Annotated in this window: 9 protein-coding genes; 2 read left to right on the forward strand and 7 right to left on the reverse strand. The window is 73.3% G+C overall.

What is annotated here, in order from left to right:
- Positions 1-757 precede the first annotated feature (757 nt).
- The 7 genes from TNCT6_RS04820 to TNCT6_RS04850 all read right to left on the reverse strand — a co-directional run bounded on the left by TNCT6_RS04820 (position 758) and on the right by TNCT6_RS04850 (position 9,474).
- Positions 758-3,715 (reverse strand): DEAD/DEAH box helicase, encoded by a 2,958-nt coding sequence (locus tag TNCT6_RS04820; protein WP_373996149.1) that lies wholly within the window; start codon positions 3,713-3,715, stop codon positions 758-760.
- Positions 3,716-3,818: 103 nt separating this feature from the next.
- On the reverse strand, positions 3,819-4,400 hold the full coding sequence (locus tag TNCT6_RS04825; protein WP_141356907.1) for a sugar kinase: 582 nt from the start codon (positions 4,398-4,400) through the stop codon (positions 3,819-3,821).
- Entirely contained in the window at positions 4,397-5,545 is a 1,149-nt protein-coding gene (locus TNCT6_RS04830) for an ROK family glucokinase (protein ID WP_141356909.1), read from the reverse strand. Before TNCT6_RS04830 ends, TNCT6_RS04825 begins: the two co-directional genes overlap by 4 nt.
- A gap of 142 nt (positions 5,546-5,687) precedes the next feature.
- On the reverse strand, positions 5,688-6,479 hold the full coding sequence (locus tag TNCT6_RS04835; protein WP_141356911.1) for an ATP-binding cassette domain-containing protein: 792 nt from the start codon (positions 6,477-6,479) through the stop codon (positions 5,688-5,690).
- Positions 6,476-7,540 carry an ABC transporter permease gene (locus tag TNCT6_RS04840; RefSeq protein WP_253266027.1) on the reverse strand — a complete coding sequence of 355 codons (1,065 nt, stop codon included), beginning with the start codon at positions 7,538-7,540 and terminating at the stop codon, positions 6,476-6,478. The genes TNCT6_RS04835 and TNCT6_RS04840 overlap by 4 nt, the downstream gene beginning before the upstream one ends.
- Complete coding sequence (locus TNCT6_RS04845) at positions 7,537-8,541, reverse strand: sugar ABC transporter substrate-binding protein (RefSeq protein WP_141356913.1); 1,005 nt, start codon at positions 8,539-8,541, stop codon at positions 7,537-7,539. Before TNCT6_RS04845 ends, TNCT6_RS04840 begins: the two co-directional genes overlap by 4 nt.
- Before the next feature lie 183 nt (positions 8,542-8,724).
- On the reverse strand, positions 8,725-9,474 hold the full coding sequence (locus tag TNCT6_RS04850) for a GntR family transcriptional regulator (RefSeq protein ID WP_141366108.1): 750 nt from the start codon (positions 9,472-9,474) through the stop codon (positions 8,725-8,727).
- Between the two features lie 117 nt (positions 9,475-9,591).
- Here TNCT6_RS04850 and TNCT6_RS04855 point away from each other — a divergent pair, with 117 nt between their 5' ends.
- Together TNCT6_RS04855 and TNCT6_RS04860 are read left to right on the forward strand one after the other, a co-directional pair.
- Positions 9,592-10,614, forward strand: a complete 1,023-nt coding sequence (locus TNCT6_RS04855; RefSeq protein WP_141356914.1) for a Gfo/Idh/MocA family oxidoreductase — start codon at positions 9,592-9,594, stop codon at positions 10,612-10,614.
- A gap of 694 nt (positions 10,615-11,308) precedes the next feature.
- Positions 11,309-12,274, forward strand: coding sequence for an NADPH:quinone reductase (locus TNCT6_RS04860; protein WP_141356916.1), 966 nt, complete (start codon positions 11,309-11,311; stop codon positions 12,272-12,274).
- Positions 12,275-12,489 lie beyond the last annotated feature (215 nt).

A 12,489-nucleotide genomic window follows, 5' to 3' on the forward strand; every position in this document is an offset into this window, starting at 1 on the left:
GCCCTGGTCTCCGCCTGCGTGGCCTCCGCACGGGCCGCCCGCCGGGCCAGGGCGCCGCGCAGCGCCTCCCGCGCGGCCTCCGAGGGACGTGCCCCCGCGGGCCGCCGTGGCGCGGCGCCGTCCACCGGAGCGCCGAACGGCACCTCCGGCCGGGGTACCGACTCGGCCGCGTCCGCCGAGGGCACGGCCTCCGCGGGGCGGGCCCCAACCGACCGCCGCGACGCGGCGCCATCCGCCGGTCCGCCGGAGGCCGCCTCCGACCGGGGCACCGACTCGTCCGCGTCCACCTCCGGCACGGCCTCCGAGAAATGGGCCCCAGCCGACCGCAGCGCCGCGCCGTCCACCGGAGCGCCGAAGGGCGCCTCCGGCCGAGGCACCGACTCATCCACGTCCGCGTCCCGCACGACCTCCGAAAAACGCGCCCCAGCCGACCACCGCGACGCGACGCCCTCCACCGGACCGCCGGAGGCCGCCTCCGACCGAGGCACCGACTCATCCGTGTCCGCGTCCTGGACAGTGGCCCCGTCGTCCGCGGGACCGTCGCCGCGCCGGGCGTTCACCGCGCGCCGCAAGGCGTCCCGTGCGGCGTCCCCGGGACGGTTCCCCGCACCGGCCGGATCGCCCGGAACGGGCTTGCGGTGGTCCGCGGGGCCGTCGGGGGTCCGGGTCTGCTGTTCCCGGGCGGCGCGCAGGGCCCGGCGTGCCGCGTCGGCGGGGCGCTCGTCCATCAGGCCTCCCTCGGCGGGGCGCTCGTCCATCAGGCCTCCCTCCGCAGCGAGACCAGGTCGGACAGCTCGCGGTCGGTCAGCTCCGTGAGCGCCGACTCGCCCGCGCCGAGGATCGCGTCGGCCAAGGCGCGCTTGGCGGCGAGCATCTCGGCGATACGGTCCTCCACGGTGCCCTCGGTGATCAGGCGGTGCACCTGGACCGGCTGGGTCTGGCCGATGCGATAGGCGCGGTCGGTGGCCTGCTCCTCGACCGCCGGGTTCCACCAGCGGTCGAAGTGGACGACGTGGCCCGCGCGCGTGAGGTTCAGGCCCGTGCCCGCCGCTTTCAGGGACAGTACGAGGACCGGGGTCGCGCCGCTCTGGAAGCGGTCCACCATGCGCTCGCGCTCCGGGACCGGCGTACCGCCGTGCAGCAGGTCCACCGGGACCGCGCGGGTGGTGAGGTGGGAGGTGATCAGGCGGGCCATGCCGACGTACTGGGTGAAGACCAGCGCCGAGCCGTCCTCGGCGAGCAGGGTGTCCAGCAGCTCGTCCAGGAGCGCCAGCTTCCCGGAGCGCGCCGCCAACCTGTCGCCGCCACGGGCGTGCTCCTCCTTGAGGTAGAGCGCCGGGTGGTCGCAGATCTGCTTCAGCGAGGTCAGCAGCTTCAGGACCAGCCCGCGCCGGGCCATGCCCTCGGCGGTCTCGATGGCGAGCATCGACTCGCGCACCACGGCCTCGTACAGCGCGGCCTGTTCGCGGGTGAGGGGGACGGGGTGGTCCGTCTCGGTCTTGGGCGGCAGCTCGGGGACGATGCCGGGGTCGGACTTCCTGCGGCGCAGCAGGAAGGGGCGTACCAGGCGGCCCAGACGCTGCACGGCCTCGCCGTTGTCCTCGGCCCCGCCGGTCTCCACCGCGCGGGCGTGCCGGGCACGGAAGGACTTCAGCGGGCCGAGGAGCCCGGGGGTGGTCCAGTCGAGCAGGGCCCACAGTTCGGAGAGGTTGTTCTCCACGGGCGTGCCGGTGAGGGCCACGCGCGCGGGGGACGGGATCGTCCGCAGCGCCTTCGCGGTCGCCGAGTACGGGTTCTTGACGTGCTGGGCCTCGTCGGCGACGACCATGCCCCAGGGCTGCTCGGCCAGCAGGGGTGCCGCGGACCGCATCGTGCCGTACGTGGTGAGCGCGAAGCCTCCGTCGAGGCCGTCCAGGGTGCGGTCCTGGCCGTGGAAGCGGCGGACGGGGACGCCGGGGGCGAACCGGGTGATCTCCCGCTGCCAGTTGCCCAGCAGGGAGGCCGGGCAGACCACCAGGGTGGGTTCGTCGCGCGCCCGCTTGAGGTGCAGCGCGATGACGGTGACCGTCTTGCCGAGGCCCATGTCGTCGGCAAGGCAGCCGCCGAGGCCGAGCGAGGTCATGAGGTCGAGCCAGCCCAGACCGCGCAGTTGGTAGTCACGCAGGGTGGCGTCGAGGCCCGGCGGCGGTTCGGCGGGCCGTACGCCTGCCGTGAGCCGGTCCCGCAGGGTCGCCAGCGCGCCGACGGGCACCGCCTCGACCGTCTCGCCGTCGACCTCCGCCGTGCCGGTGAGGGCGACGGAGAGCGCGTCGACCGGGTCGAGCAGACCGAGTTCGCGCTTGCGGGCCTTGCGGACGAGGGCCGGGTCGACGAGCACCCAGCGGTCCCGCAGCCGCACCACCGGGCGGTGGGCCTCGGCGAGCGCGTCCATCTCGGCGTCGCTGAGCGGATCGCCGCCGAGCGCCAACTGCCAGCGGAACCGCAGCAGTTCCTCACCCTCGAAGAAGCCGGTGCCGTCCTTGGCGGAGCCCGGCGCGGGGCGCACCACCGCGGTCGCCGTGAGGTCCTGGGCCAGGTCGCGCGGCCAGTGCACGGCGACGCCTGCCGCGGCGAGCCGGGTCGCGGCCACGCCGAGCAGCTCGCTCACCTCGCCCTCGGAGAGGGCGAGGACGTCGGGCACCTCCTGCTCGGAGAGCCGGTCCAGCGGGGGCCAGACGCGGGCCGCGCGCCGTACGGCCAGGGCGGCGTCCACGCGTGCGCGTGGGCCGAACGCCGTGTCCGCCTCGCCCGCCCACAGGGCCGCCGCGTCGGCGACGAGGGTGGGGTCGGCGAGGCTGTGCACCTGGACGATCGCCGCGCCCGCGCTGCGGGTGGCCCGGTCGCCGTTGCCGCCGTCGCCGTCGAACAGGTTGTGCGCGGACAGATCCAGGCGGAGGGAGACGCGTACGCCCGCGTCCATGCCGGCGGCGACCTCGGCCGCCCAGTCGTGGGCGTGCGGCAGGTGCTGCGGCCCGCGGGCGGCGAAGGGTTTCCCGGAGGTGTGGGGTGCGGCCGGGGTGCGGGGCAGGGTGTCGGCGACCGCGTCGAGGAAGGCGCGCAGCAGCGCCTCCGGTTCGGGCAGGCGGAGCGGTCCGGAACCGGACAGCGGGACCGCGTGGCCCTCGTAGGGCAGGGCGGCGGCGATCGCGCGCAGGTGGGCGATGTCGTCCGGGTCGAGGGGGCCCGCGCGCCAGGCGTCGTGCCCGGTGGCGGTCAGGCCGGGCAGCAGCCGTCCACGGGCGACGAGCCGCAGCGCGTGCAGGGCGGCGGCGCCCCAGCATGCCGTGGCGGGATGGGCCGCCGGATCGTGCCGTGCCCGTACGAGGTGGGGCAGCGCGTCCTCGATCGGCAGCGACAGCGCGGACGCGCTCCTGCGCCGGGCCCCCGCCCCGTGCCGCCGCACGACGGTGAGCTCCGCAGGCTCCGGCCCACCGCCGCCCGGATGCGGCCCGGGCGTGCTCGTCGCTCCCTGTACGGCGCCCTCCGAGCGGGCGTCGGCCGCTCGACCGTTGCCGTCGGCGGGGTCGCGCCCCGCCCATACGTCGCCGCTCGGGTCCCAGAAGGCGATGCGGCTGTCGCGCGGAAGGGAGGCGGGGAGGAAGACGGCGGCGAGGCGGGGGGACACGGACAACGGGCGCGTCGCGCTGTCCGTCGCTCCGACAGCCATGTCGCTCATACGTTCTGTCACCTCCCGCTCGCAGTCCGGCCCAGTCGTCTCCGACTGTACGGGCGGGGTCCGACAATCGGCTCCAGCGGCCTGGATCGGGCCACGGCCGGCATCAGGGGACGGTGCGGGAGACGACGTAGACCATCGGCAGGACCGGGTTGGACAGGTTCACGACCACGTCCTGCGTGGGGGCGGGGTTCTTCTGGCCGTGGGTGAGGCCCCACCAGGGGCCGGTGCTGGTGAAGGTCCAGCCGGTGGTCTTCTTGTCCCGGGCGCCGACGGTGACGGCGCCCTCCTTCAGGTCGCTCCGGTTGACTCCCATGGCCTCCAGGAAGGAGGTGAGGCCCGGTTCGGTGGTCCGGAACTGGACGTAGAGACGGCTGGTCTTCCAGTTGTTCGTCTCGTAGTAGGAGACCTTGTCGGCCGGGTGCGGGATCGGCACCTGGTAGAGGCGGCGCTGGACCTTGGACGGGTAGCCGGGCGCGAGGCCCTTCACCGCGTACCGGGCCTCCTTGTCCTTGCCGCTGTCGCGGCTCTGGTTGGCGGAGATCACCAGGTAACCGGCCGGGACGCCGATGAGCAGCCCGATGATCAGCAGGGTGAGGGTCCTGCGGCGGTTGCGGTGCCGGCGGTCCTCGACACGCGGCGGCCGCCCGTCCGGGGGCGCCGCCTGGCGTGGCAACGACATCGTCACAGCGCCTCCCGGGCCGCGCGCCGCGCCTGCGCGTACCGCTCGTAGCGCTCGTACCGCTCGACCCGGCGCCGCTTGGCACGCCGGAAGCGGCGGGCGACCAGCCGGGCGAGGTCTGCGGCGCCGACCATGCCGGCCTCGGGACCGAGCTGGGCGCGGGTGATACGGGCCTCGGGACGGTAGCCGCGGCCGGTGAGGTGCCGTTTGAACGCGTCCCGCGCGGGGCCGATCAGCAGGTCGTCGGCCGCGGAGACCCCGCCGCCGATGACGAAGCAGGACGGGTCGAGGGCGGCGGCCAGGTTGGCGATACCGACGCCGAGCCACTGGCCGATGTCCTCGAGCAGTTCGATGCACATGGCGTCGCCCTCGCGGGCCAGCTCGGTGATCATCGGCCCGGTGATGTCGGCGATGTCCCCTTTGACGTGCTCGATGATCCCGTAGGCGACCGGGGAGTCGGCCGCGGCCAGCTCACGCGCCTCGCGCACCAGGGCGTTGCCCGAGCTGTACTGCTCCCAGCAGCCGCGGTTGCCGCACGGGCAGCGGTGGCCGCCGGGCACGACCTGCATGTGCCCGAACTCGCCCGCGACACCGAATTTTCCCCGCTTGACCTGGCCGTCCTCCAGGATCGCGCCGCCGATCCCGGTACCCAGCGTGATCATGACGAGGTGGTCCTCGTCGCGGCCCGCGCCGAAGCGCCACTCGGCCCAGGCGGCGGCGTTGGCGTCGTTGTCCACCAGGACCGGCACGGACAGGCGTTCGGAGAGGCGGTCACGCAGGGGTTCGTTGCGCCAGGACAGGTGGGGGGCGAACAGCACGCGGTTGCGGTCGGCGTCGACCCAGCCGGCCGCGCCGATGCCGACCGCGTGCACGTCGTGCCGGTCGGACAGGTCGAGGACCAGTTCGACGATGGTGTCCTCGACGACCTGCGGGCTCTTGGACTTGTCCGGGGTCTCCGTGCGGAGCCGCTCCAGGATGTTGCCGTCGGCGTCGACGACGCCCGCCATCACCTTGGTGCCGCCGATGTCGATGCCCACCGTGGGGACGCGGGGTGCGGTCAGGTGGGAGCGCCGCTCCCGGGTACCGACCGTGCGCAGTACGGGGGCGCGGCGGGAGCCGATGGGGGCGGTGAGGTCGCGGTAGGTGCTCATCGGGCCCGATTCTGCCGCACGGTGGTTAAGGGTTCCGTTCGGGGCACCGAGGGGTCGGTGCCCGGTTTGTACGGGATGCGGACGTGTCGGGGTCGTCGCGTCCGCGCTGCGGAGCGGCATGATGCCACAACCCCGCGGGCCCTCAGGTCCCTTGCAGCTCATGGCGTAGATCGTCCAGGTCGGTGCCGCCCGCCATCTGCCGGGTCAGCTCGTCCAGGGTGATCCCGTCCCGAGTGTGATGACCGACCATGGCACCCCGCCTCAGCAGGACGAATCGGTCACCTACAAGGTACGCGTGATGCGGGTTGTGGGTGATCAGCACAACACCCAGACCCTGGTCGCGGGCCGCCGCCACATACCTCAGCACCACGCCCGACTGCTTCACGCCGAGCGCCGCGGTCGGCTCGTCCAGGACGAGCACCTTCGCGCCGAGGTACACCGCGCGCGCGATGGCGACGCACTGGCGCTCGCCGCCCGACAGGGTGCCGATGGGCTGGTCGACGTCGCGCAGGTCGATTCCCATCCGCAGCAGTTCGGCCCGCGCCGTCCTGCGCATGAGGTCGACGTCCAGGCGCTTGAAGGGGCCGGCCCCCTTGCGGGGCTCGGAGCCGAGGAAGAAGTTCCGCCAGACCGGCATGAGGCCCACGACCGCCAGGTCCTGGTACACCGTGGCGATGCCCCGGTCCAGGGCGTCGCGCGGTGAGGTGAGCCGGGTCTCCTCGCCGTCGACGCGCAGGACGCCTTCGTCGTGCTGGTGCAGTCCCGCGATGATCTTGATCAGGGTCGACTTGCCGGCGCCGTTGTCGCCCAGGACGCAGGTGATCTCCCCGGCGTGGACCTCCAGGCCGACGTCCTCCAGGGCGCGGACACCGCCGTAGTGCTTGCTGACGCCGGACAGCTCCACGAGTGCCGTGCGTGCTTCGGTCTGCGTCACTTGGTGGCCTCCGCCCGCCTGCGGACCCAGGTGTTGAGCAGGGTCGCGAGGAGCAGCATCGCTCCGAGGAAGAACTTGAACCAGTCGGGGTTCCACTCGGCGAAGACGATGCCCTTGCTGGTCATGCCGAACAGGAGGGCGCCGACCGCCGAGCCGATGGCGCTGCCGTAGCCGCCGGTGATCAGGCAGCCGCCGATGACGGCGGCGATGATGTAGATCAGCTCGTTGCCGACGCCCTCGCCGGACTGCACCGCGTCGAAGGAGAAGAGCAGGTGCTGCCCGCAGATCCAGGCGCCGAGACCCACGCCCATGTAGAGGCCGGTCTTGGTTCCGGTGACCGGTACGCCGACCGCGCGGGCCGCGTCCTTGTTGCCGCCGACCGCGAAGATCCAGTTGCCGGTGCGGGTGCGCAGCAGGATCCAGGAGGCGAGGGCGACCAGGCCGAGCCACCACAGGATGGTGACCTTGACGTCGACGCCGCCGATGGTGAGCGTCGAGGCGAACACCGCGTGCGCGCTGGAGAAGCCCTCCATGTCGCCGATCGTCTTGGTGGAGACGGTGCCGTCGATCAGCTTGGTGAAGCCGAGGTTCATCCCGGTCAGCATCAGGAAGGTGCCCAGGGTGACGATGAAGCTGGGCAGCCGGGTACGGGTCAGCATGAAGCCGTTGAAGGCGCCGATCGCCAAAGTGACCAGGAGCGATACGCCGACTCCCACCCAGACGTTCGCGGTCATCTGGTAGCTGAACATCGAGGAGACCAGCGCGGAGGACGTCACCATCACGCCCGCCGACAGGTCGAACTCGCCGCCGATCATCAGCAGCGCGACCGGAACCGCCATGATGCCGATGGTCGAGGACGCGTACAGGACGGTGCTGAGGCTGGAGGCGCGCAGGAAGCCGTCTGCGGCGCAGGCGAAGAAGACGAAGACGGCGATCGCGCCGACGACCGAGCCGAGCTCGGGACGGGTGAGCAGTCTGCGCAGCGCCGAGTTCTGCGGAAACGTTTCGGCAGCGGAGGTCTCGGGGTGGGCGGCAGGGCGGTTCGTGGTCGTCCCGGTCATCGGGTGCCCCGCTTCGTGTACTCCTCCAGCGTGGCCGCCTGGTCCTTGGTGACGATCTGCGGGCCGGTGAGCACCGGCCGGCCGCCGCCGAGGACGTCGCCGTTGTACTTGTAGAGCCAGAGCAGGTCGACGGCCTGGTAGCCCTGGAGGTAGGGCTGCTGGTCGACGGCGAAGCCGAGCGTGCCGTCCTTGAGCTCGGCGGCGACCTTGGCGTTCAGGTCGAAGGTGTCGACCTCGGCCCTGCTGCCTGCGTCGGCCTTCGCCTTGACGGCGGTGTCCGCGTACGGGGCGCCGAGCGTGACGACCGCGTCGACGGACCTGTCCGCCTGGAGCCTGGCGCCGATCGCGGCCTGCGTGTCCGGCATGTTGGTGCCGTTGACGTAGAGGTTCTCGACCGTGCCGGAGAAGGTCTTCGCCACCCCGGCACAGCGCTGCTCGTGCCCGACGTTGCCCTGCTCGTGCAGGACGCAGAGCACCTTCTTCCTTCCGCGCTCGGTCAGCTCCTGCCCGACGGCCTCACCGGCGACGGTCTCGTCCTGGCCGACGTGCGTAAGGGCGCCGAACGCCTTGGACTGCGCGGATCCGGAGTTGACCGTGATCACCGGGATGCCGGCCTTCTCGGCGCGGGCCACGGCGGCCTTGAGCGCGTCGGGCTTGGCGAGGGTGACGATGATGCCGTCGACCTTCTTGTCCACCGCGGCGTCCACGAGCTGGGCCTGCTGCTGGGCCTCGGCGTCGTGCGAGTACAGGAAGTTGATGTTGTCCTTGACCGCGGCCTGCTTGGCGCCGCTCTGCACGATGTCCCAGAACGTGTCGCCGTCCCCGGAGTGCGTGATCATCGCGAAGGTCCAGCGGGGGGTGTTCACGGCGGCTCTGCCCTGGGCCGCCGCGGCCTTGCGGGCGTCCTCCGCCCGCTTGCCGCCGGTGCTGCTGCACCCCGCCAGCGACAGGGACAGTGCCCCTGTCAGCGCGATGACTACCCAGGTTGGAAACCGTGCCACGAGGCCGTGCCCTTCTTGCTGTGCCCGAACGTACGCAAGGGGCCGATGACCATCCCACCAGCCCCGAACGTTCCATTATCGGACACCGGAACCACTGGTTCCGCGGCCGGGGAGTGGTGACCGGTCACATTGTCCGGACATGAGGAGGGTGCCTGGATCACACCGGGCGGGCGCAGGGCACGGTCAGGGGCGTACGAGGAGCTGGAACTCGAAGGAGTAACGGGAGGGCCGGTAGGTGTGCGTGCCGTACTCCACCGCGCGGCCGGTGTCGTCGAAGGTGGTGCGCTGCATGGTGAGCAGCGGGGCGCCCTCGGCCTCGGTGAGCCGCTCGGCCTCGGCGGAGGAGGCGGCGCGGGCGCCGATGCACTGGCGAGCGCTGTGCAGGGTGATCCCGGCGGCGCGCATCAGCCGGTACAGGCCGGTGGACTCCAGCTGACCGGTGTCCAGGTCGAGCAGTCCGGGCGGCAGGTAGTTGGTCAGATACGCCATCGGCTCGCCGTGGGTCAGGCGCAGCCGTTCGACGCGGTGGACCTCCTCGCCCTCGGCCACCCCGAGCGCGGCGGCGACCTCGGCGGAGGCCGGGACCACCGTGTTGACCAGGACCTTCGTCGCCGGGCGCTGACCGGCCGCCTCCAGGTCGTCGTAGAGGCTGCTCAGCTCCAGCGGGCGCTTGACGCGGCTGTGCACGACCTGCGTGCCGACACCGCGGCGACGTACCAGGAGGCCCTTGTCGACCAGCGACTGGATGGCCTGGCGGACGGTGGGCCGGGACAGGCCGAGCCGCGCGGCGAGCTCGATCTCGTTGCCCAGCAGGCTGCCGGGGGTGAGGCTGCCGTGTTCGATCGCGGCCTCGAGCTGCTGGGACAACTGGAAGTACAGCGGTACCGGGGAACTCCGGTCCACATGGAGTTCGAGTGAGACGGTGGGGTCCACTTCTGGTTTCGGCACGGCCCGAGCGTAGCTCCGCGGCCGGTTGACGGGAAGTCGTGAAGTCCGATTGTCCGGACAAGCGGATTGACACGGTCCGGGGTCCGCCCTCACTTTGTTCCCATGCGCATCGGGGTCATCGGTACGGGCCGCATAGGCACCATCCACGCGAACACACTCAGCCGCCACCGCGAGGTCGGCTCATTGATCCTCACGGACGCCGATCCGGCGCGGGCACAGTCGCTCGCCCTCCGGCTGGGTGAGACGGCGGCACCGGGGGTGGACGAGATCTTCACCTGGGGCGTGGACGCGGTCGTGATCACCACGGCGACCTCGGCCCACGCCGAACTGATCGGCCGGGCGGCACGGTCGGGGCTCCCGGTGTTCTGCGAGAAACCGATCGCCCTGGACCTGCCGGGCACGTTACAGGCGCTCGCCGAGGTCGAAGCCGCCGGCACGGTGCTCCAGATGGGCTTCCAGCGCCGCTTCGACACGGGCTACGCCGGCGCGCGCGAGGCGGTGCGCTCCGGGCGCCTCGGCCGTCTGCACACGGTCCGCGCGCTCACCTCCGACCAGGCACCGCCACCGCCCCAGTGGCTTCCGCTCTCCGGCGGGCTTTTCAGGGACACCCTGATCCACGACTTCGACATGCTGCGCTGGGTGACGGACCGCGAGGTCCTCAGCGTGTACGCGGCCGGGTCCGACGCCGGCCCCACGATGTTCCGCGAGGCGGGCGACGTCGACACGGGCGCGGCGCTGCTCACCCTCGACGACGGCACGCTCGCCACCGCCACCGCCACCCGCCTCAACGGCGCGGGCTACGACGTCCGCATGGAACTGGCCGGGGAGCGGGACCAGATCGTGGTCGGCCTCGACGACCGCACGCCGATCGCGTCCACCGAGCCGACCGGCCCACCGGCCGCGGACAAGCCCTGGCCCGACTTCCTGGAACGCTTCGGCCCCGCCTACGAAGCCGAACTGGCCGCGTTCGTGCAGGTGCTGCACGGTGAGCGCCCCAACCCGTGCGACGGCCGCGAGGCACTCCAGGCCCTGCGCATCGCCGAGGCCTGTGAGGTCTCCCGCCGTGAACACCGCCCGGTGAGCCTGGCGGAGATCCCGGGCGGCGACCGGGCGGTCTACCGGTGACGGACCCACACCCACGGTGAGCCGCCGTCCGGGCGCCTGAACTCCCGGAGCCCCGGACGGCTTTCACACCGGCCGCCGGGTACCGGCCGAGCGGTGACTCGCGTCCGACCGGCGGCTGCCTGTCGAGCGGGTGGCTCCCGTCCGGTCGGCGGCTTCCGGGCCAGCAGCGGCTTCCGGCCCAGCGGCGGCTTCCGCCCGACCAGGGGTGCCGGGCCGACCGCCGACGCGCGGTCACCCGGTGGCTGCCGGCCGAGCGGTAACTCCCGTCCGACCGGCGGCTCCCCGTCGGCCAGAGGTTCCCCGCCGACCGCCGGCGCACGGCCGGCCGGTGGCTTCCGGCCAACCCGTGGCTCCGTCCAATCGGCGGTGCACAGCCAAACAGCGTCTCGCTGTCGAGCGGCGGCTCCCGTACGGCCAGCGGTGCCTGACCGGCCGCCGCCCCACGGCCGACCGGCGGCCACCGGCCAATCCGTGACCCCGCCCGACCGGCGGCGCGGCCGCCCCGGTGGGCACACCGGGATGGGGCGGGTCACTGACGGGCACGGACCGTGGCGGGCCCGGCGCCCGCACACCGAACTCACGGCCCGCGCCCGCTGACGGCCCCCAGCTCACCAGCCCACCCCACCACCGGAACTCGCCCGCCCGCAGGCTCCGCGAGCGACGCGCGGCCGGTGCGGTGGGAGAATGGGCGGTCGTGCGTGCCGCCTATGTCGAACAGCTGGGGCCACCCGACGTCATCCGCTTCGGTGAGTTGCCCGCTCCCGTGCCGGGGCCGGGCGAGGTGCTGGTGGATGTGCTGGCCACCACCGTCAACCCGGTGGACACCTTCGTCCGCTCGGGGCTGTTCCGCACACCGCTGCCGTTCCCGTTCGTGGTCGGGCGCGACCTGGTGGGCACGGTGGCGTCCGCGGGCTCCGGTTTCGCCGTCGGCGAGACGGTGTGGTGCAACAGCCTGGGCCACGACGGCCGGCAGGGAGCGGCCGCCGAACAGGCCGTGGTGCCCGCCGACCGCCTCTACCGGCTGCCGGCGGGCGTGCGCCCGGAGGAGGCGGTGGCCGTGTTCCATCCCGCCGCGACCGCCCATCTGGCGCTCTTCACGCACGGCGGGCTGCGCCCCGGTGAGACGGTCCTGGTCGGTGGCGCGGCCGGCAACGTGGGCGGCGCGCTGGTGGAGTTCGCGCACCGGGCGTACGCGCGGGTCCTCGCCACGGCCGCACCGCGTGACCACGAGCACGTCCGGTCCCTGGGCGCGGCGCAGGTCGTGGACTACCACGCCCCCGATCTCGCGGCGCGGCTGGCGCGGCTCGCTCCGTCCGGCGTCGGCGTCCACGTCGACACCTCGGGACACAACGATCTGAGGACCGCGGTCGGCCTCCTCGCCCACCGCGGCCGCATCGTCGTCCTGTCCGGGGCCCGCGACGAGCCGGCCCTTCCGGTCGGTCCGCTCTACATGAAGGACGGATCCCTGCGCGGGTTCGCCATCTCCAACGCCACAGCCGCGGAACTGGCCGAGGCGGCGACCGCCGTCAACGACCTCCTGGCCTCGGGCGGGCTGCGGCCCCGTTCGGTGGAGTACCTCCCCCTGAGCGCCGCGGCGGAGATCCACCAGCGCATGGAACGGGGCGAACTCCACGGCCGGCGCGTGGTGCTGCGCCCCTGACCCGGGCCCGTCCGGCACCTGCCCGCCACCGGCTCCCCGTTCCGCGGGAGCGGTCGTCCGGGCAGCCCACCGCCGCCGGGCGCACCGCACCGGGACGGGGTGGCCGACCACGAGGGCCACCCCCCGCCCGACGAAGTGGACGCTGCTCAGGAAGGCCCGCGGCACCGGCCCCTTCCGAGGCCGGGGCCGGAGCCGGGCAGCGGCTCGCCCCGCGG

It is taken from the genome of Streptomyces sp. 6-11-2 (genome assembly GCF_006540305.1).
In the GTDB taxonomy this organism is placed as follows: domain Bacteria; phylum Actinomycetota; class Actinomycetes; order Streptomycetales; family Streptomycetaceae; genus Streptomyces.